Origin of the sequence: Shewanella canadensis (genome assembly GCF_003966225.1) — a bacterium.
GTDB classification, from domain to species: Bacteria; Pseudomonadota; Gammaproteobacteria; order Enterobacterales; family Shewanellaceae; genus Shewanella; species Shewanella canadensis.
Genome location: NZ_RXNU01000029.1, coordinates 1 through 19,590 on the forward strand (window position 1 = coordinate 1; position 19,590 = coordinate 19,590).

At 43.4% G+C, this 19,590-nt stretch carries 17 protein-coding genes and 1 pseudogene; 9 read left to right on the forward strand and 9 right to left on the reverse strand.

The window, feature by feature from the left end:
• Window positions 1-88: 88 nt before the first annotated feature.
• The 5 genes from EKG38_RS24435 to EKG38_RS24455 form a co-directional block, all read right to left on the reverse strand.
• Window positions 89-1,153: an Arm DNA-binding domain-containing protein gene (locus tag EKG38_RS24435; protein WP_126523490.1), complete on the reverse strand. Its 1,065-nt coding sequence runs from the start codon at window positions 1,151-1,153 to the stop codon at window positions 89-91.
• Between the two features lie 693 nt (window positions 1,154-1,846).
• The gene (locus EKG38_RS24440) at window positions 1,847-3,103 is read right to left on the reverse strand and encodes a hypothetical protein (RefSeq protein WP_126523491.1); all 1,257 of its coding nucleotides are present in this window, start codon (window positions 3,101-3,103) and stop codon (window positions 1,847-1,849) included.
• Between the two features lie 11 nt (window positions 3,104-3,114).
• Window positions 3,115-5,994, reverse strand: coding sequence for a site-specific integrase (locus tag EKG38_RS24445; RefSeq protein ID WP_126523492.1), 2,880 nt, complete (start codon window positions 5,992-5,994; stop codon window positions 3,115-3,117).
• Between the two features lie 4 nt (window positions 5,995-5,998).
• Window positions 5,999-7,582, reverse strand: coding sequence for a site-specific integrase (locus tag EKG38_RS24450; protein WP_126523493.1), 1,584 nt, complete (start codon window positions 7,580-7,582; stop codon window positions 5,999-6,001).
• The gene (locus EKG38_RS24455; RefSeq protein ID WP_126523494.1) at window positions 7,579-8,106 is read right to left on the reverse strand and encodes a hypothetical protein; all 528 of its coding nucleotides are present in this window, start codon (window positions 8,104-8,106) and stop codon (window positions 7,579-7,581) included. The genes EKG38_RS24450 and EKG38_RS24455 overlap by 4 nt, the downstream gene beginning before the upstream one ends.
• A gap of 535 nt (window positions 8,107-8,641) precedes the next feature.
• On the opposite strand from EKG38_RS24455, the gene EKG38_RS24460 reads away from it, so the two are divergent.
• Window positions 8,642-9,016 carry a hypothetical protein gene (locus EKG38_RS24460; RefSeq protein ID WP_126523495.1) on the forward strand — a complete coding sequence of 125 codons (375 nt, stop codon included), beginning with the start codon at window positions 8,642-8,644 and terminating at the stop codon, window positions 9,014-9,016.
• A 73-nt stretch (window positions 9,017-9,089) separates the two neighbouring features.
• Here the strand turns inward: EKG38_RS24460 and EKG38_RS24465 are convergent, their stop codons facing one another.
• Complete coding sequence (locus EKG38_RS24465) at window positions 9,090-9,632, reverse strand: mobile mystery protein B (protein WP_246033259.1); 543 nt, start codon at window positions 9,630-9,632, stop codon at window positions 9,090-9,092.
• Complete coding sequence (locus EKG38_RS24470) at window positions 9,599-10,114, reverse strand: mobile mystery protein A (protein ID WP_126523496.1); 516 nt, start codon at window positions 10,112-10,114, stop codon at window positions 9,599-9,601. The genes EKG38_RS24465 and EKG38_RS24470 overlap by 34 nt, the downstream gene beginning before the upstream one ends.
• Window positions 10,115-10,844: 730 nt before the next feature.
• On the opposite strand from EKG38_RS24470, the gene EKG38_RS24475 reads away from it, so the two are divergent.
• The gene (locus tag EKG38_RS24475) at window positions 10,845-12,383 is read left to right on the forward strand and encodes a Fic family protein (protein WP_126523497.1); all 1,539 of its coding nucleotides are present in this window, start codon (window positions 10,845-10,847) and stop codon (window positions 12,381-12,383) included.
• 7 nt (window positions 12,384-12,390) lie between these two features.
• On the opposite strand, the gene EKG38_RS24480 is transcribed toward EKG38_RS24475, so the two are convergent.
• On the reverse strand, window positions 12,391-12,660 hold the full coding sequence (locus EKG38_RS24480; protein ID WP_126523506.1) for a Txe/YoeB family addiction module toxin: 270 nt from the start codon (window positions 12,658-12,660) through the stop codon (window positions 12,391-12,393).
• A 44-nt stretch (window positions 12,661-12,704) separates the two neighbouring features.
• Here EKG38_RS24480 and EKG38_RS24485 point away from each other — a divergent pair.
• Window positions 12,705-12,884, forward strand: a pseudogene (locus EKG38_RS24485) (IS30 family transposase); the annotation flags it as partial.
• Window positions 12,885-13,081: 197 nt separating this feature from the next.
• Here the strand turns inward: EKG38_RS24485 and EKG38_RS24490 are convergent.
• Complete coding sequence (locus tag EKG38_RS24490) at window positions 13,082-13,924, reverse strand: hypothetical protein (protein ID WP_126523498.1); 843 nt, start codon at window positions 13,922-13,924, stop codon at window positions 13,082-13,084.
• Window positions 13,925-14,440: 516 nt separating this feature from the next.
• Between EKG38_RS24490 and EKG38_RS24495 the strand changes: the two genes are divergently transcribed.
• The 6 genes from EKG38_RS24495 to EKG38_RS24525 all read left to right on the forward strand — a co-directional run bounded on the left by EKG38_RS24495 (window position 14,441) and on the right by EKG38_RS24525 (window position 19,447).
• Window positions 14,441-15,445 (forward strand): YecA family protein, encoded by a 1,005-nt coding sequence (locus tag EKG38_RS24495; RefSeq protein ID WP_126523499.1) that lies wholly within the window; start codon window positions 14,441-14,443, stop codon window positions 15,443-15,445.
• A gap of 9 nt (window positions 15,446-15,454) precedes the next feature.
• On the forward strand, window positions 15,455-16,582 hold the full coding sequence (locus EKG38_RS24500) for a hypothetical protein (protein WP_126523500.1): 1,128 nt from the start codon (window positions 15,455-15,457) through the stop codon (window positions 16,580-16,582).
• 158 nt (window positions 16,583-16,740) lie between these two features.
• The gene (locus EKG38_RS24505) at window positions 16,741-17,046 is read left to right on the forward strand and encodes a helix-turn-helix domain-containing protein (RefSeq protein WP_126523501.1); all 306 of its coding nucleotides are present in this window, start codon (window positions 16,741-16,743) and stop codon (window positions 17,044-17,046) included.
• Entirely contained in the window at window positions 17,043-18,293 is a 1,251-nt protein-coding gene (locus EKG38_RS24510) for a type II toxin-antitoxin system HipA family toxin (protein WP_126523502.1), read from the forward strand. Before EKG38_RS24505 ends, EKG38_RS24510 begins: the two co-directional genes overlap by 4 nt.
• Window positions 18,294-18,718: 425 nt before the next feature.
• Window positions 18,719-18,853 carry a hypothetical protein gene (locus EKG38_RS25450; protein ID WP_369333730.1) on the forward strand — a complete coding sequence of 45 codons (135 nt, stop codon included), beginning with the start codon at window positions 18,719-18,721 and terminating at the stop codon, window positions 18,851-18,853.
• Between the two features lie 369 nt (window positions 18,854-19,222).
• Window positions 19,223-19,447: a tyrosine-type recombinase/integrase gene (locus EKG38_RS24525; protein ID WP_281277019.1), complete on the forward strand. Its 225-nt coding sequence runs from the start codon at window positions 19,223-19,225 to the stop codon at window positions 19,445-19,447.
• Window positions 19,448-19,590: the final 143 nt, after the last annotated feature.

Genomic DNA, 19,590 nt, shown 5'->3' on the forward strand with positions numbered 1-19,590 from the left:
GGTGGTGAATCGATGAGAAAACTGGCGCAATCCGATCACTTAGGGTAAAAATAAGGGGAAGAGAGAAAAGATGATTTAGGTGATCGGATTAAACCGAAATGAGTGATCGCAATCGCCGGAATACGCACTCATGCGCTGCAATATGTAACACCGCTGCAGTGTGGCGTGTTTCATAAGGGCGGCGAGGTTTTAACCCTGCCGCTTTAAGTGTTGGGAACCACAATTTACGGCTAATAAAGTGTGTCGAGGGTGGCAATCCTGTTGGGGCAAGAAAGACAAAATTTGAATTGTCTGTTTTTACTGCTTGAATGCGCTTAAAGGCATCATAAACGGTATCGCACATTTTTAACTCGCGGCGAGATTTAGGCGTTTTTACATCACACACCTCACCATTGACCCAGTTTTGACGGATGCGTATCAAGCGATGGTCAAAATCTATGTGATCCCATTCTAAACCATGCACTTCACAGCTGCGCATGCCAGTCCAAAAACGGATGATAAAATAATCCTTCCATTTTTGCGGTACCTTAGTGAGAAACTGACGTACCTCAACTATGGTCATCGGGTGTGACTCGGCCTTTTCTTCCTTGAGCGATTTGTATCGTCTCAGCGGATAATCAAACTTACACTCTTCAGCGGCAAGACTGATGATGGCCACTAACGGCCACAGTAAAAAGTTAATCCGCCGATTAGAAAGCAGACGCGACCCGTCTTTTTTCACCCCTTCCTTTAAATCTTGACGAAAGTAATCCACCTGGGCGAGGGTCAATTCATTCACTAAGGTATTACCAAAGTGGGGAATAAGGTATTTATCCAATACACCGCGCACGGTGTCTCGATAACTGTTTTTCCATTTGGCTTTTTGGCGCTCGAACCATTGATTGGCAAAATGATCAAAATAGGGATATTGACGATCGGGATGTAACGCCCTTTGTAGGGTTTCAAACTGAGCGACTTTGCGACTTTTAGGAAAATAGTCGCGGTACTGAAATGTGCCTAAATCAATTTCGGCATTCATTTGCTTGAGTGTGGCTTTAGCACTAGCCATGTTTTTAGGTGTGGCCATCAATTGGCTGCCTTCACGAAAGCGGCAACCATACAGATGAATGTCGAACTGAATACGCCCATTGGGGCGAATACGGATATGAGCCATGGTGATCTCCATCAAATAGATCTGTCCCTATCCGATGGAATTCGTTAAAATCTTGCCATCGGCTGGGGTGGGTTAATAGTCAGTGCAGCCGGTACGGGGTAGAGTGGTTACAGCCACTCTGCCCCAACTGCTTCTTTTTATAGGTTAACCTAGTCGTTACTTCTCACGAGTCAATCGCGCTTGTTAATCACGCTTTCTCATTGCGTAATAAGCCAACCAATCCTACATTTTCGTTTCTTTGTTGCTAATGACCAATATTGCTTAAATATGGACTATTGGTTAAAAACACATCTATTACTATAGCTGCAACTGTATATTTGTCCAGTACTAATAAAAAGTGCTGCTCACAAGTAATAATCGTAAGCTATAGCCATAAGCGTTAATCGCAGTGTTAATCAGGACACTGTGTTACCAAAAGCATATCGACATTTTCCGTGTTGGTAATATCGTTGATTGTTGATAGCAGTGTTAACAAGATAGTTGCCCGCTATAGTGCAGATTGATGTTAACGCCTAGGTAAAAGCCCCCACTGACACTGCTTCATCCCGGCTAAACGGTTTAGGCAGGCAACGCAATAAAATAGCCATTATGAACTTGCTATTTCGAGCTACCTTTAGCGTCTCGATTACTGATAGCTCAGTTTTTCTGTTCTAAAGTGCTTAAAGATAGGCTTAGTTAACCCCTGCTATACAATCACACATCTTCAAAACCAAACAAATCATCTTGGTTATCTTCATCCCCTGTTGTATCTTGTTGTTTTAACATGATCTCTAGCTTGGCTTTTGACTGCTGTACCAGCTCCATTTTTGGGGAAGCATATTCGATATCAGTGATACTTTGGTAAGGATCGGTATTATCTCTGTCATTATAAAATCCCAGCTTTAACTCACCTTGCTCATTAATTAATACCGTAATTTTCATTTGTTCTGCACTGGTAATATCTTTGATCTGCACACGACTAAGCTGACTTAGATTGATGCTGTATAGCGAAGGTTTATCGCATTCAATATGCTTGGTACGGATAAAACGGTTACTACCGGTCTCTTCAACTAAACTGGCAAGCATGACATAGTCTTCATCGATATAGAGTAGCGCTTGATTGGCTTTTTTTAGCGGCGTAATCGACAAGTATTTTTTGAGATCTTCCTTAAAATCAAAAATGTTGATGATAATTTTAACCTCGGTGCGATACGCTGTTTCTTTTTTCAATCGATATTCACGTAGTGATGCCAAAGAACTTGAGACAACTCGAACCCCATCACTAAATACCGCACGTTCATCATCCAGGTAATAATGGATTTGTTTCGCATCAGTTTCCTGACAAATGCTTTCCATTTGTACCACGCTCTCTTTGTTGAGCAATATGCTATGTTCTGTCACCATATTCTCTGGCAGTGCATAGGGCTTAATGCTGTTGTCACGCTCAATGCGGACGTTTTGTTGCTCTTTATTGAGCTCAAACACATCAAACGGTTGATAACAATCTGCTATCTCAAGGATCACCCGTGCTGAATCTGTAGGCAACGATTGGTAAGCTTGATTTTTATGTTGTTCAAGAAAGGCTAGATGGGCCTCAATTGGCGGTTTTGCTTGAATGTATAGGCGAGATACTTGCGCCATCAGGCCATTGAGTAACGGTAGCTTTTGCTGCTTATCATACTCAACTTCGATGGAAATGGGGGTCTGTTCTATAGTGTTCTTTAACTCCGCCTGCCACCATGTACTGAAGCTGCTAGCACATAATGACCATTGACCTTTTTTGAGTCCCCAGTCACTGCTAAGCGGCAACTGAACCATGAAGGGAAAGTCGCTCTGCCCCCCGATTAAATAGGCTACCTCTCGATTTTCTATCACCACTGTGACATAAGGAGTCAGATCTTTCTGATTGATAGCATTAACCAGATGGCTAATGCCTTGTTTACTGTCTGCATGAAATTCAAGTTTAGGCATGATTGGATCCTTTAAGCGGTGATAGTTGATAAATCAGCAAAATATTGAGTGAGCGGTCGCTGAAATATGGCGGCGGAAAATTGCGTGTGCAGGGTGATGTTAAGTAAGGTGTCCCCAAAAGGTATAACGTCATGCTGCACGTTGTCTTGCTTGCGAGCAAAGCTGCCTTTGACCAATGCGAGCTTATGGCTGTTAAGACTTTTTCGATTTTGTACTAAGGTCAGTGTCGCATTGAATGGTTTGAGTGCACCTTGGTGACACAAGGTTTGGAATGCCTTAAGCGTGCGTTGGTTACAGGGGCAATTAAATACGATATCTAGCTTACTTGGCTCATCCGGCCTTGCCGAACTCTCACTAACGAGCGCTTCAACAATAGTTGGGGACCCTAAGTGTTTAATCGCTGTATGTTGTTTTTTATCCAGAATCACCCCTTGGTGTTGCCCCAGCTGCTGCCAAGCTTGACTAAGGGCTTTTATATTGAGTTCGCCAGTTGTCAGCATACGCATCGCTTGGCCATTCATTAGATAAAACTCTTGCCCGCTATGCCATTGCTCTGGTGTATGCGCAGTCCATAGCTTCAACCACTCATTGTCATTCCATTGCTGTTTAAGCATAGAAACAGGCTGTTTGGGTGCGATTCTTTTTAGCAGTTGCGCCTCGCTAAAGCGTGGTTGGTAGTATTTTTTGGCTTGTTCGGGCAGTGCAGCATATTCAGGGCTGAGCTCTGCAAGCACCCTGGAGATATCATTCGAACCGGTGGGCATAGCTAAAATGTAGCGCAACTCATCGCGGCTGTAGTTACACTTTTGTGGTTTAAATAGTGGAATTATTCGCTCAAGCCCATGCAAGTAATGACGCCGCGTGGTGGCATAGTGAGCATGGCCAAATTGAGCGCTAATCACATCAAAAAGTAGGCTGTCGTTTACCTCGCTAAAATTACGCCCCTCTAACCAAAAACTAAAGCGTGCTAAGCAGTTTTGTTTAGTCAGCATTGTTTGCATCGCTTTGTCATCGAGTAATGAGGCTAAATGGTTATCTTCTCGCTCATATGCCAAATGCAATCCTTGCAGATAGGTGAGTTCAATACCAGAATGGCGTAAATGATGAAAACGTACTTGTTGACCAAACAACCCTTTGAGCACTTGAGTCACCGGGTATAAATAGTGACTTGCGCGTGAAGTGATGGATTCACCACATAAGGCCAATAATGGTTGTGCGTTATCACTCTCTGAATGCATCTTAATCACAATACGTACGAGCTTTGCAGCGACTTCAGGCATGACGATATATAAGTGGCGAGTTTGACGACTTTTTGTTTGCCCCTCTGTAGTCCCTGTAATAGTGAGCTGAAAACGGTTGTTCTGATTGACGACTTGATGAATATCGCCCACTCGAAGACGCAATACCTCACCTCGACGTAAAGCGCCGTAAAACCCGAGTATGGCTGCCACACTCGCAAACAGTCGTTGTAGAGCGTGACCATTGTTGGATGACAGTAAGTGCTCGATAACCTGGTGTAACTGCGACACGCTCAGCCTAAAAGGATCAATACGTGCAGGTAAGCTTGGCTTTTCAAATTGACTCAAATCAAGATGATCGGTTAATGGTTGCTGTGACACGCTGCGTAAAAATTGGTAGAAATGCCACGCCTGAGAGTCTTTGGCATTAAGCGTTTCAAATGCTTGCTGCGCCCAAAGGGCTAATTTATCGGGCTCGCAGGCCGCTTGATATGATAGCGGAGCAAGGTTTTTATAAAAGTTGCTGTAGCGGTCGACAGTATCCGCTGGTAGGTTGTCACGTTTTTTCCCGCCCTCAATAAATAGTGACTCACAAAAGTGAAATAGCAGCTTGGGGAGGATGTTATCTTGAGTCCAATTGGGCACCAATAGCATTGCTGTTGATAAGTTGTTTTTACGCCGGTAATACTTGATTAAATCTTTATGCGGCCAATGAGGCTTGCCCGAGTTTGATGAAATGCCACCTTGGTTTTCTTGTCGAGGAAATACGATAGGTTGATAGAGTGAGTTTTTGACTGCAAGTGGCAGAGTTGGGTTGTAGGTATATGCCAAAGTCGCTACATGGCGTTGAGGATCGGAAATATCACGCAACAACTCGGCTGGCACTTGATAATGATGATGCCACAATGATTGAAACGTGCGCTGCCACTTAGCAGCCGAACGCGGAGCTAGATAATAAGGCTGCGCTGATAACAGATGATTTAGTGCTTGTAGCAGTGCATTAGTCGTAGGCACCTGAGTTTGCTGCAGCATATATTGTTGTAATAGTCGATAAGCAAACAGCGGCAGTGGCAACCGGGTAAAGCTTGGTTGAGCGTCGTTAGCAAATGCGGCGATAGGCGTTGGGTGCGGCACCTTAAGGGTATATTGACCTTCAAAGAAATCAATGGGTTCAGCACTACTGAGAACCGCTTGCCAGTAACTCAATGGCAGGGGAGCGACCTCTATGTAGAGCACGGTAAGTAACCAGGCTAACTCGCTTTTATGTTCGCTCTTTGGCTCGGCGATATAGCGCTGGCGTTGTTGCTGGTAGCCTCGTAGTAATGTGCCTGCATTGTCGTTGAAGACTTGTATTTCACGCATCCACTTGAGTGCACTATCTTGACACCGCGTCTCTTGTTTTTGCGGTAGCGTCCAATCACAGACATCATAAAGATATTGTAAGACTTGATCTCGTGCTCGTTTAAGTCGACGTTGTCGTCCTGTGGGAATGTCGCTTATGGCATGATTTATTTGCTTGAGGCTGACTTCACAGAGTTGACGTTGGTGAGAGTGATGCTCAATCTGCAGACATACCCAATCGATATCGGTACGCTCTTCTATCACTAGCCCAAAATCGTCATGGTAGCGCTGTAGTGTACTGTAATTGAGCATATCACTAATCCTCCATGATCGGTGCCAGCTGCAAGAAATCACTAATGCCGTTAAGGTGTTTAGTGAGTTTTCTTTGCGATGCAGGGAAATGCGTATCACTGCCAAGGTGCTCACCAAAAGAGGAGTGGCCCATTAGCTGGTCAACATCTTGGGTGGATAACACTGGATCGAGTGCCGCTCTCGCGTGCTGGGCAAAAAAGTGCCGTAGTTGGTAGGGCACCACTCGATCGTGTGGGTAGCATTGAGACCAATGTACCATCATAAAGTGCCGCAGTGTTTTTGCTGTAAGCGGCAGAGGCTCACCCTGTTCATTGACCTGGAACCACAGCAGTGAAGATGGAGTATATTTGGGGAAAAATTGGTTGAGCTGACATTTAAGCTTTTCAAATCGCAGGAGTGCTTGCTGCAGATACTCTGGCAGCGTCACACTACGCCAGCGGCCTTTGTCGCTAACAATAGCGTATTGAAAGTTAAAGCAGCAAGCTTGCTCGAGCGTAATAGAATGAGTCGGCCGAACACCTGTTAATACGATGAACAATAATGCGAGTTCACTAGCGCGAAAATTAGCTAACTCACGTAAGGTAGTGGGGGTGTACTGCGGTTGAGTCACTTTCAGTGCTTGTTGGTGTAAATGACGGAAAAAATTCCTTACTTTGTCCACCTCCAACATACGCTGTGACCCAATAGCAAGTGCTGGCGTTTTGATATAGGTTTTGGTTGCCTTAGTGAGATCGAGGTGAAACGCTGCAATTCGACCAGCTACAAGTAAATGCTCGGGTAGTGGGTCATTTTTATGTAACAGTGAACGTTCATTTGCAGTGATGGGAAGCGGCACATTGAGCATCGGTTCGAGCTTCGGATCCATCAGTACATGACGTAGTCTATCTAGATACCGGGTTTGTGCGTGAAAGATCTCGTAACGTAGTTGCTCGCTGTCTTGGGATTGATAGGCACTGGCAGAGTGATGATGTAATCCTTCTTCACCGAGCAATGCACGTTTACTGAGTGTCGATAGGCCACTATCAAGATTGGCTAACGTTTTGAAGTAGCCAAAAAGTCCATCTCGGCGCATACGGTATCGACCTAATAACGAGGTTGGTGTACGCCATTTTGTTGTCAACCAATCAATGAAAGCGTCTTTTTCCTGGATAGACAGTTCCCAATGCTCGGTAGACTGGGTTAATGCATGGCTAAAATAGGCATTGAGTCCATTTGGCAAAGGTTGCCACTGCCATTTAATACCATGATGAGTGTCGTGTGACAGTGCATACTCGACCCAAGAAATATTATTCATACGTACTCGCCGCAGCGCATTGGCTCTGCATGGCTTACTGCCTGTGAGGATGTCTATCAAAGGGATATCGTCAGTCGTTCGGCAATCTGCAAGTTCGCCTGTGAGCCACAGATAGACAAAATAAAACAACTGTCGATCGTACGAGCTGATCTTTTTGCTCGCGGTAGGTTGTATGCGCGGTTTTAATCGATGCAGGGCGGTAAGTAGTGTTAAGGCTACGCTCATCGGCTCAGGGTAGACGCCACCGCTATTACGTTGACGCGCTTTACGTTTGATAGCACTTAGTTTACTCATGCTTTACCCTTATCGTCATTGTTGGCTAGCTTGTTGGTGTCTAACCGTATTGCAGATGGCGATACCCCTGCAAATAATGCTAATTGGCTTTTCTTTGGCAGATACTTGGTTGGTGGCGAAGGGTTGGATTTAGCGGTATTGAGTCGATAGGCCAGCGTTTTTAGTGTTGAAGATTGATAGTTGTATTGCAATGCTGGGAGCGTGAGCATTAATGTCGTGATTACCTGTTCTATGTTATCCGCTGAATGTTGATACTCACAGAGGCTGACTTTTTGTGATTGAACACTGGGATGTTGTCGCACTAGTGCAAACAATGGTTCGGGGGTTAAAAGCTGATAGTGATCTGGAGTTGTTGGTATTACATGAAGGGTTATTGTTTGCAGTAAGAGCTGTATTTCGTGCTCATGAAGATGCTCAATCACAGTGGGGCTGAACTGCGGAGTTGACTCCTCGCTGAGTAAACTTGCGACCAGCGGGTGGTACTCGAGGGTAAAACTGCTAATCAAGCGCTGCTTTGTTTTCATATCTGTTCCCCATGCTTTTTTTACGTCCTTTTGTCGTTCTACTTCCATTTCACATCAAACGTACTGGACCGTTTGTTGGCTAATGATCTGTCAATAAGACTGTTCTTATCATGACCTCTTAAAACCTCTTAAAACCTCTTAAAACCTCTTAAAGTTTCGGTAGCCCATCAGACTATCAACTTGATGGGCGAGCTTGTTTGTTTTGCTAAGTACCTTTCATATACAAATACTTACTATTAATCAATAAATTCAATAGATTAAATGTATTTTATTTTTATAGATGACTGTCTTTTTACAACATATGGTGTAAAGAAAATATTTTGAGGCAATTTTTATTTTTGTGATTGCATCACGCTAGCACTATTTTGAATTGTAATATTTGGGTCCTCGGCATCAGTAAATTATTAAAGGGTTACATTTCTCTATTGTTTGACATTATTTTTGTCACGCACCTACAATGCACTGTTTATTTATACAGTTGAGTGGTGTATAAATCAACAATGTTAATAATTTACTTGATTCTTGGGGGGAGTATATGAAGTTTGATAATGACGTTAGTCCGGAGGCTGTCCAAATTAGATTTAAAACGGTATTAACAATACTGGAGAAATGGGGCTGCAATAAAATACAGGTAAAAGAATTGCTTAGCCTAGGAAATGATGTTGGAAGTATAAACACAGATGCAATGCCGTTAACTCGAGCGCAAATTCTACGTCTCAGTTACATTCTTAATATTCATAATGGTCTAAGAGGCTTTTTCAGTAATGCAGAGAATCTTTATGGTTATATGACTATGGTCAATGATCGTGTACTGTTTTCGGGCGCGACTCCGCTTGAGGTGTTACTCAATGGGACGAATGAAGATTTTGACGCTGTAATGCATCACGTAGAACATTTATCGGTTCATTAGTTACCTTGGGGGAAAGCGTCTCAAAAGCCATTTTCGGACAAGAAAATGTCTCATGCTGCTCTCGCTTCATAGTTTAAGTTTTTGAAAGTGTGAGGTTAAAAGTGGTTGCTTTGGAAAGTGGGTAGAATAGGAAAATACGAACAACATCAGTAAATATACGGGAATGCCTGCCATTACCATTTGGGAACGGGTGGATCTCTACAAGCTTGTGCTGTATACGAGCGCAAAGTTCTAGATTTGAGTCGTGTCCATACTGTATCCAAAGCTTCGCATCTTCAAGAAAGTTTTGAAGGTTTTCTCGAACCAGGAGCGGATCGCATCCAATACTAAGCTCGCGAGTTCTTGTGCTTCCAGCCCACGTCCAAACATCGCCAAATAGATTTTGATGAAGATCCAGAATGAAATCAGTAGAGAAGATGGAATCAGCTGTTAGGTCTGTTCTGTGGCTAACCCACATCTGTCCTGCAAGTATGTTGGCTTGCTCAAGCTCATTAAGCTGCTCTCTTGTTGTGACATGAGCATGTTTCAGTCCTTCCATATCATCTGGTTTGAGCGGTGTTGCTCCTTCTGGCTCATCAATAATCAAAATGCTTTCTCTTCCTTGCTCTTCAACCATAGCTTGCGGCCACCATCACGCATGATTTCTTCAGCCAGGTCGTCAATCAAATACTGCTCCTTTTCCTTGCTAATGGATTGAGCTTCTAGAAACATATTCTTAGAAGTCTTTCTTACTTCCATTGAAGCAACTTTAAGAGCTTGCTCTTTAATCGTCTCAGACACTGCCTTCTTTGGCCTCAATGTGTATGAGAACTCACAATCTAAAGCATCTGCTAATTCCTTTAGCTGGTTTAGTGTTATATCACCTCCAGCCTCTCGCCTCTCAAGAACAGAGACTTTATTCCTTGTCATCCCTGCTCGTTCAGCGAGTTGAGCGCCTGACATATCAAGTGCTTTTCTAATCGTTCTAACCCACCCCTCTTTTGGTGCAGTAGGGGTAAATATATTAATCACACCATCCACTATTTCTCGGTACTGTCTAAGAACCGTCTTTTTAACGATTGCTTTTTGCTTTAATGGCTTGGTTTGAAAAGAGTACATAGTCACCTCACTTTCCATAGAGTATATAATGTGGTGTAATCAAATTAAGATGCACTTTCCAATTTTTGTATTTAATACCGATTACATAAACATGGTGTGTGTATGTGTATATTGATACATGAGGTTGGTTGTCGTATCCTATTTTGCTTGCAAAGCACCGATTTACGTACTTGATTGTTGATACGGAAGCGAGGTCTGCGTATTCATATTTAGATACATAATCGGCTTAAGTGTATTCAAAACTAATACGTAGTTCGAAAATACCGCTGTGTTATGGACTGACCTTGAGGTTAAGATCAGAGATAGCGGATCTTATCTGACTGGTTCGACTAACGGCTTTAACTTTGCCTTTAACGCCCTCGCTATATCTATGATGTCGTCTGTTCGATAACAACGTTGAGGTATTCGTTATGCGCAACACGCTGTACTCTTCGTATGATTAAAACATTTGTGACTATTCCGTATCAATCCTAACTCCTTTATCACATGAGATTTTTACATCTTTTTTGCGTGTAGAAAAGTATCAGCAATCGTAAGTGAAAGTATTATATTTTCGTAACTAAGGATAATTCCAGCGCGTAAGTGGTGGTAATTTAAATGTGTAAGTGAAACTAAATTTTATGCGTAAGTAAAGGTAGTTTGAATTCGTAAGTGAAAGTGATATGTTTTGTAAGTGAAAGTAATTTATTTTCGATTGATTAGCGCATATACCAAAGAAAAGGGCTCTGTTATGGCAAAGACCGGTAATGAAAAATTAGCTGACGCTCTTAGAGACGCTGCTGCGATAAGATCTGGAAACATAGTTAATAGTAGTAACCTCAAGCCCACTACACGGACACTTTTGGTCAGCGAAGGGTATATAAAACAGATCGTTCGTGGGTGGTACCTGTTTGATGCAGATGTATCCGTCGATAAAGCCGGAGAATCAGCACTTTGGTATCAGTCAATTTGGCAGTTCATTGGCCAATACTTGAAAGAGTCTTATGGTGATGATTATTGGTTAAATCCAGAAGCCTCGATCGATATACACACGGCAAACAACTCTCTGCCAAAGCAACTCGTAGTGTTTACTCGTGAGGGAGCTACAAAGAACATTCTCTTACCGAATGATATGAGCCTGATGGTGATCAAGAAGTCAGATAAGCCAACTGAAATTATTAAGTTTAATGGTGTGAACATTCTTTCTTTAGAGTTTGCATTAGCAGGTCTAGCGCCAACCATTTATCGCTCAAACCCTCTGGCGGTACAGATCGCATTGGGTAAGTCTGAAGTAAATGCTGTTGCCAGTAGTTTGCTGATAACTAAGAATATCCAATCAGCAAATCGTTTGATTGGAGCTTACTTGGAAATAGGGAGAAAGGCCGATTCACGCAACCTCAAAAATATAATTAATGCAGTCGGTTTGGGGCCACTTAAAGCAGTGAACCCATTCGAGGTGCCAGTAGTTAAGGTTGGGAATAAGCGCCAAGAATCTGCTGCAGCTATACGAGTTAGATTGCTTTGGCAAAAACTCCGCGACGATGTTGAACAGGTATTTGTTGACACCGCAGTTTCAGATTTCTTTCAAAGCTCGCTTGATGAATTACTGGATTCAGTGGATAAAGTGTATGTCTCGGATGCATATCACTCTCTTTCTATCGAGGGATATGTTGTGACCGAAGAGCTGATTAATCGGGTAGCGAATGGGGAGTGGGATACAGAGCATATTGTAGCCGACAAGCAGCAAAAAGATGCCCTAGCAGCAAGAGGCTATTACGAGGCTTTTCAAGCATTACGTGGCCTTATTGAAGAGGCGTATGATGAAGGCGCAGACGATTTAGATCTTGCGTACCTTGTTGATGTCAGTCTTACGCAAATATACACGTCGTTATTCAGACCATGCGTTACAGCAGGGATCATTAATGAGCGTGACTTGGCCGGTTACCGAAAGGGACCTATCATAATCAGGACGTCGAGACATATGCCGCCGCAGAGTGAACAGCTTATGGATTGTATGGGGGCTTTGAAAGACCTTATTGTCAGCGAACCGAATTTTGCTGTAAAAGCTGTACTGGGACATTTCTTCTTAGGCTACATACACCCATTCCCAGATGGAAATGGCAGAACTAGCAGGTTTTTAATGAACTTTATGTTCTTACTCGGAGGCTATAATTGGACAATTATTCCTGTGACTGAGCGTACTACGTACCTTGATGCGCTGGAGAATGCCTCGATAGATTGTAATGTTGCGCCGTTTGCTGAGTTTATAAAAGGCATAATGCCTGTTTAGGACCAGCTTAAGTGTTGGAATGTAATAAGTGATAACGTAAGGCTACAATGATTAAGGTATCTTGTGTCGCTTTATAAACCAATCTATGCTCATCAGAGAGCTGTTTAGACCAATAGACGGAAAGATTTTCTTTTAACCGTTCAGGTTTCCCGCTCCCCTCGAAGGAGGGCCTTTTACCATCTTTGATGAGTGTATTTATGCGCTTCAGTGTTTTCTTGTCTTGCTGCTGCCAATAAAGGTAGTCATTCCAAGCATTGTCTGAAAAAAGAATGTTCATTAATCCAATCACTCACGCTCTTGTAGCTGATCATCTTTGATACCTATTTAGCCCACCCTTACCATTCGTGGGAGCGTGGGCTAAATGAAAATCATAACGGGCTGATACGTCATTATCTACTCAAGGGCATGGAATTGGATAAAGTCACGGATGAAGAGATAACCTTGATCCAAAATAAACTCAATAACAGGCCAAGGAAATTACTTGGTGTTCTGGAACAATAAAGTTTGTACAGAGCGAAGAGTGTTTGTACACAAGAGCATTTTGGAATAATAGAGTTTGTACAAAGCAGGTGCAGCAACGGTTTCTGGTCAATGGTTGAAACCAAAGCTAACGAGACAAGGGCATGAAAGACGCTCTTCGTGTACAAACTTTATTATGCAACCAACTGATTTACCGTAGTAGTTGTGTACAAACTTTTTTATCTAATCTGTCGAGAAAACCCCGTGATCCGAGCGTAGCGAAAGTCGCGGGGTAATTCACACCAAGACGGCAAGTCACTGCGACGTGTCGCAGTCAATGGATATGGTTGGCCATCAGAGATTTGCCTGAGCAAGTCACTGCGACGTGTCGCAGTCAATGGATATGGTTGGCCATCAGAGATTTGCCTGAGCAAGTCACTGCGACGTGTCGCAGTCGATGGATATGGTTGACCATCAGAGAATTGTCTGGGCAAGACACTGCGACGTGTCGCAGTCGATGGATATGGTTGACCATCAGAGAATTGTCTGGGCAAGACACCGCGACGTGTCGCAGTCAATGGGTGCGGCTGACCATCAGAGATTTGCCTGAGCAAGTCACTGCGACGTGTCGCAGTCGATGGATATGGTTGACCATCAGAGAATTGTCTGGGCAAGACACCGCGACGTGTCGCAGTCAATGGGTGCGGCTGACCATCAGAGATTTGCCTGAGCAAGTCACTGCGACGTGTCGCAGTCGATGGATATGGTTGACCATCAGAGAATTGTCTGGGCAAGACACCGCGACGTGTCGCAGTCAATGGGTGCGGCTGACCATCAGAGATTTGCCTGAGCAAGTCACTGCGACGTGTCGCAGTCAATGGGTGCGGCTGACCATCAGAGATTTGCCTGAGCAAGTCACTGCGACGTGTCGCAGTCAATGGATATGGTTGGCCATCAGACATTTGCCTGAGCAAGACACCGCGACGTGTCGCAGTCAATGGATACGGTTGATCGTCAGAGAATTGTCTGGGCAAGTGTTCTTGAGCAATATAGTTTGTACAGAGCAGGAAGTGTCTGTACATAAGGGCATTTTGAATCAATATAGTTTGTACACTGTTAAATTAGGGCTGCTGTATCAGAGGCTTATAGGCAGCTAAGCACAAAAAGTGACTTTTGGGGCTTTCTCGATTGATTGGTTTTGTGGGATTTAGTGTACAAACTTTATTATGCAACTTACTGATTTTTGGTAGCCATTGTGTACAAACTTTTTTATACCAACACACTTGGTTATAAAACACCGAATGAAGTTTACGATGCACTTTTTTTAGTTGCATAATTAAGGGGTGTCGCACTGGCGACTGAAATCCGCGATTGACTCTTTGTATCATGATAACGTAATACCAAGCCTCTAGAACATTAAACAGTTTGTAAAGTGATAAAGCAGGTTGAAGATGAATATGGCTCTATTATCAAAGTTGATTTCTTCTAAAGAGTAACGATGGTAGTACAGAAAAATACTAGATGAACGCTGGGATAACATTGAAGTGTTGAACAATAGGTCAAAATATTGAATTAAAAGTATAAAAGAGTCGTGAACCATGAATTTAGGCCGAAATAACCCTTGCCCATGTGGCAGTGGCAAAAAATATAAACGTTGCTGTATGGACCGCGGGTCAAAACTGCATGCTGAAATGCTTGATGATGTCGAGCAAGTTGTTGCCATGTCACCCAATCTGACGTTCGATGAGCTTAATGTTGTCATCCAAAAGAGAAACGATGAGCGTAATAACCGCCCTGATCCAGACTTTTGTGGCTTATCACCCTCGCAAATGGGCAATTGGTTATATGCACCGTTCAATGAATTGGCTTGGGTGACGATTTGCACCCCAGAAGTACTCTCAACTAGCCCTGTAATGCGGTATTTGGCACTAATTTTAGACGAAGCCATGCAAAATGATGGTTCGTTTAAGGCCACCAGTAAAGGAAATTTACCGGCTAAATTAGTCAAGCAGTCCAGTGATTTTTTGCCTGAGTTTGCAGTGTCTCAATTTGAACGGCATATCAGTATCAGTGAATTTTCGGGCAGTAATGAAGATAAATTTAATGCACTACATTACACCCGGATCTTGGCAGAAATTGCCGGTGTTATTTATCGTCGTAGTGGTCGATACCATGTGAAAAAAGCGGCACAGAAGCAGTATCAAAGCCAAGGTATTCGTGCTTTCTTCAAGCCTATGCTGGAAGCGGCAACGATGAAATACAACTGGGGATACTTAGATAGCTGGGAGCATAATATCGATCTGAAAACTGTTTGGCTGTTTATGCTGTGGCGTTTACAAACACATGCTAGCGTTGAACGGTTGATTGATGACGTCGCCACGGCATTCCCCGATTTATTGCTTGAGTGCCAACCGGATGATTATTACACGCCAATGGAGCTACTGAGCACGCTAATTGAATCGCGCTTTATTGAACGTTTTTTACAATACTGGGGCTTTGTGACCATAGATCCAAAACGGTTTTTACCGCAAGAGCATGTATCACGAAAAGTGCAGATTCAATCTCTACTAACACAGACCTTTCAATTCAATACGCAGCACTAGCGAGTTATCATGAGTGAATATCAATACTATCGATTTGAATGTTTAGATGGCTATCTAGGGACCAAGCAGCGGGAGGCGTTGAGGGGGATTTCAAGCCGTGCCGAAATAACCGCGGCTTCTTTTCAGGTAGTTTATCACTACAGTGGCCTAAAGGCAGAAGCGTACGATGTTGTACTTAATTATTTTGATATTGGCTTCTATTACGCAGATTGGGGCTCCATAGATGTTTACATTAAGCTGCCCATTGGCACCTTACCAGATGCACTATTACAGTTTAGTCAATATGGTTTATCTGTTCACGAGTCAGACCAATGGCAGTTGTTAGTCTTTTCGATAGAAGAATACCACGAGTATTTTGATGATGAACAAGCGGATGCGTTTTTTCAGCATTTAGTCACGCTTCGGGCGGAATTGATGCAAGGTGACTGGCGCCTTCTGTACTTTATGTGGCTAAAAGCGTTTGACAGTTTTAATGACATCGCCGCGATGCCCATGCTTGAATTTGACTTCAATAACCTAACAAAGGCACAACGTGTTTTTGCTGAGTTGTTCGATATTCCTTTGGGGTTGGTAAAAGCGTTGGCTCAGGCATTAACTGCCAACCCAAGTCATCGTGCTAATGTGAGTTATTTTAGTGTCGATAATTGGCTTGCTGAGCTGACAGAACAAGAAAAAAACAACCTGTTAAAAGCCATATTTGAGCGGGGGCAGTTAACGCGTCAGCAAGCGATAGCCATGACGAAGAAAGAGCCAGTCAACAAACAAGTGGCTTATCAATACTGGCTGAACGCAAAAGTGATAACACCTTATATTGAGATGGCTCAGAAGCAATTTAAGCAAGAGCAAGCCGCGGTATTGGCACAACAGCGGGTAGCAGAAAAAGTGGCAAAAGAAGCTGAGCTTGCAGAAGTATACAGGCAGCGCGACCATGTTTGGCAACTGGCGCAAACACAAGCAAAACGTGCTTGTGCCAGTGGTTATGATCAAGCATCACGCGAGGTGCACCAATTGGCCGAGGCTTACCAGTTCAAAGGTGAGCGAACAGCCTTTGAGCTCCGCTTTAAACGTTTTGTATCGAACAACAATAATCGTAAAGCGCTGTTAAAAAGGTTACAAGATTTATCGCTTGGTGTGTGACGTTGCCACTAAGCCAGGATGATAGCAATCGCATGTTAAAATGAGAGCATAAGGCTATCTATATTATTCAACGCTTAGATTTGCCAATTCACAAATGTTGGACTATATTCCCATTATCTATTTAAAAATGGGAATATAGTCCCATAGTGGGTGATTATATGGCAAAGCGAGACTTACACAGTGTGCTGTTTCCAAAGCAGCGCAAAATCCTCACTGTATTTGGTGAAGATTTGTTGCTGGCGATGAAGCGACGCGGATTGACCAAAAAAATGCTCTGCGAGCGAACCGGGTTTGACCATAAAACCGTGAACAAGGTGTTTGCTGGTGACCCAGGTGTAGCGATTGGTACCTATTTGAAAATCATGGCCGTTTTGGGCATGGAGAGCAACTTCTCTGAAATGGCTGCGCATGACGAATTAGGCATCAAACTGCAAAACATCAAACTACTGGAAGGTTCAAAATGAGCCGAGCATTGGTAGAGGTGTACGCTGACTGGCATCCAATCGCAAAGCCGGTATTAATAGGTCAATTGGCATATAGTGATTCAAGTCGAGGTGGTGTATTTAGCTTTGCCTACGACAAAGCCTTTTTAAAATCCCCCTACTGTTTGCAAATTGACCCCTTGCTTACCCTGCATGCAGGCGAGTTATATAATGATGAAGCTGAAAAAAACTTTCGTGCCTTTTTAGACTCATCTCCAGATCGTTGGGGACGTATTCTTATGCAGCGAAGGGCGGCTATCGAATGTCGTAAAGGTATTCGGCCGAGTAATCGTTTAACGGAGCTTGACTATTTGCTTGGTGTGCATGATTCCTACCGCATGGGGGGAATTCGCTTTAAAAAAGCAGGTTCACCTCATTTTCTCGATAATAATGCCGAATTTGCTGCGCCACCCATGGCATCGTTACGCGAGTTAGAGCATGCAGCCATCCAAATTGAAATAGACGACAATATAGACAGCGAGGAATACTATCGCTGGTTGAAAATGCTGATTTCACCCGGCTCTTCTATAGGCGGAGCAAGGCCAAAAGCCTGTGTTACTGACGAGCAAAATCATCTGTGGATAGCCAAATTTCCAAATTCAAATGATACCTACGATGTCGGGGCGTGGGAGATGGTGTGTTATGAGCTTGCTTTAGCGGGCAGTGTTGAGATGTTTCCAAGCGAGATCCGAAAATTTTCGACTCAGCACCATACCTTTTTGACCAAGCGCTTTGATCGCATTGGTGACAAACGCCTGCATTTTTCATCAGCAATGACTCAGCTCCAGTACTACGATGGTGAGCATTCGCACGGTGCCAGTTATCTTGAAATTGCCGAATTTCTTTCTAATCAGGGGGCACAAACAAAAGTTGATCTTGCTCAATTATGGCGACGGATAGTGTTTAATATTGCGGTGTCTAACACGGACGATCACCTGCGTAATCATGGGTTTCTGTTAACTGATAAGGGCTGGAGGCTATCACCTGCTTACGATTTAAACCCTGTTGTGGGAAAGCAAGGCCTTCACCTGAATATTACCGATACAGACAATGCGCTAGACTACCAGCTTGCTTTTGATGTGAAAGATTTTTTCAGGCTTACTCAAGCCGAAGCAACGCAAATCTACGATGAGGTTTTAAAGGCAGTGAAACAGTGGCAACAGGTCGCCCAGCGATTAGGGATTAGCCGAGCAGAGCAAACGATGAAGCAAGAAGCCTTTAATGTGTGATCGGTGCCTTGAGCATAAAAGTGTTGGTTGATGGACGCATTGTAAAGTTCGAAGAACCTTAATCCAGTTTGCCACATGATGCCAATCAGTTGCCAGCTCGAGGACACAGCGCTATTTATATATTAGGACTATATTCCCATTACTTACTAAAAAGTGGGAACATAGTCCCGTTGCTATGTATTGGTAGCATCGACATAAAAGCAAAATGTGTCGATAAAACTGAAATATTTCGACATGACACTTTCGAGACGCAGCGCGTCTCACATTTTCATTACAGAACTATTTTTTGGCAAAGCGGGATTAACAAACCCCAGATCCATGTCAATAATCGACGTAAAAATTAAGTTTTATATAGTTGGCCGCATACCCCGTCGGATCTTTCCCTGCCAAGGGATTATTCATAATATACGAACTATGCGACCGGTATTCGTCGAGCTGAGTTGAGAAGGCTAATGGTCGATGACGTGGATATTGACACTGACTTGCTTAGAATCGATCAGGCTAAGGGGAAAATAGATAGGATTGTCCCTATCGCACTAAACGGGCTTGTGATTGGATAGTTCGATATGTAGAACAAATTCGCCCACAATTTCTCACGTTAAAGTCAGGTAGCGCATTATACCAATCAGTATAAGAAAGTGATCTACTCAGCGTGTTTTTTGGCCACTAATTCAAGGCGAATGGATGATGGAATGGTTGTTCCCTTGTGAGTCCATTCAACGCAGAGGTAGGCAGCCAAAAACACGCCTAACAGGCGAGTTTTAGCGCCTCAGATGCTGTGTTAACGAGCTTAAACGTAGAACAACTATGTTCTTCACTCGTTGCCTTGCCTCTGAAGCGCTAAATTCTCGCTGAGCGATCACATCTTTATACTGATTGGTATTAATGACAGAGGAGAAGCTTTTACTGATAGCCAGTTAACCGCATTGGTGTCGAAGTATGTTCGCCGTGCGGGTGTCGATAAGCCTGGCGCTTGTAATCTATACCGACATACTACGGCTATGCTGGAAAACGGTGCTGATATTCGTTTTATTCAAGAACTGTTAGGACATGCAGATATATCAACAACCCAAGTTTATGCGCATGTATCGATAGGCAAACTGCATGAGGTGTATTCAAAAAATCACCCTGCGGCTATGGTTGATGAGGTATAGGAGGAGAGTTAAGAAAGAGCCTGTAAATAATTTTGTGTAACTACCTTTCAATCAGTACCCTACATGGGTCAATGGAAGGTAGAACATGAACAAAAAAGAACTAGAAGCATTCGCTAAGGAAGCTGCAAAAGGCATTAAAACTG

Bases quoted from the DNA above. Each gene is read 5' to 3' on its own strand.
- EKG38_RS24435 (WP_126523490.1), bottom strand. From the start codon at position 1,153: ATGGCTCATATCCGTATTCGCCCCAATGGGCGTATTCAGTTCGACATT.
- EKG38_RS24440 (WP_126523491.1), bottom strand. From the start codon at position 3,103: ATGCCTAAACTTGAATTTCATGCAGACAGTAAACAAGGCATTAGCCAT.
- EKG38_RS24445 (WP_126523492.1), bottom strand. From the start codon at position 5,994: ATGCTCAATTACAGTACACTACAGCGCTACCATGACGATTTTGGGCTA.
- EKG38_RS24450 (WP_126523493.1), bottom strand. From the start codon at position 7,582: ATGAGTAAACTAAGTGCTATCAAACGTAAAGCGCGTCAACGTAATAGC.
- EKG38_RS24455 (WP_126523494.1), bottom strand. From the start codon at position 8,106: ATGAAAACAAAGCAGCGCTTGATTAGCAGTTTTACCCTCGAGTACCAC.
- EKG38_RS24460 (WP_126523495.1), top strand. From the start codon at position 8,642: ATGAAGTTTGATAATGACGTTAGTCCGGAGGCTGTCCAAATTAGATTT.
- EKG38_RS24465 (WP_246033259.1), bottom strand. From the start codon at position 9,632: ATGGTTGAAGAGCAAGGAAGAGAAAGCATTTTGATTATTGATGAGCCA.
- EKG38_RS24470 (WP_126523496.1), bottom strand. From the start codon at position 10,114: ATGTACTCTTTTCAAACCAAGCCATTAAAGCAAAAAGCAATCGTTAAA.
- EKG38_RS24475 (WP_126523497.1), top strand. From the start codon at position 10,845: ATGGCAAAGACCGGTAATGAAAAATTAGCTGACGCTCTTAGAGACGCT.
- EKG38_RS24480 (WP_126523506.1), bottom strand. From the start codon at position 12,660: ATGAACATTCTTTTTTCAGACAATGCTTGGAATGACTACCTTTATTGG.
- EKG38_RS24490 (WP_126523498.1), bottom strand. From the start codon at position 13,924: ATGTACAGACACTTCCTGCTCTGTACAAACTATATTGCTCAAGAACAC.
- EKG38_RS24495 (WP_126523499.1), top strand. From the start codon at position 14,441: ATGAATTTAGGCCGAAATAACCCTTGCCCATGTGGCAGTGGCAAAAAA.
- EKG38_RS24500 (WP_126523500.1), top strand. From the start codon at position 15,455: ATGAGTGAATATCAATACTATCGATTTGAATGTTTAGATGGCTATCTA.
- EKG38_RS24505 (WP_126523501.1), top strand. From the start codon at position 16,741: ATGGCAAAGCGAGACTTACACAGTGTGCTGTTTCCAAAGCAGCGCAAA.
- EKG38_RS24510 (WP_126523502.1), top strand. From the start codon at position 17,043: ATGAGCCGAGCATTGGTAGAGGTGTACGCTGACTGGCATCCAATCGCA.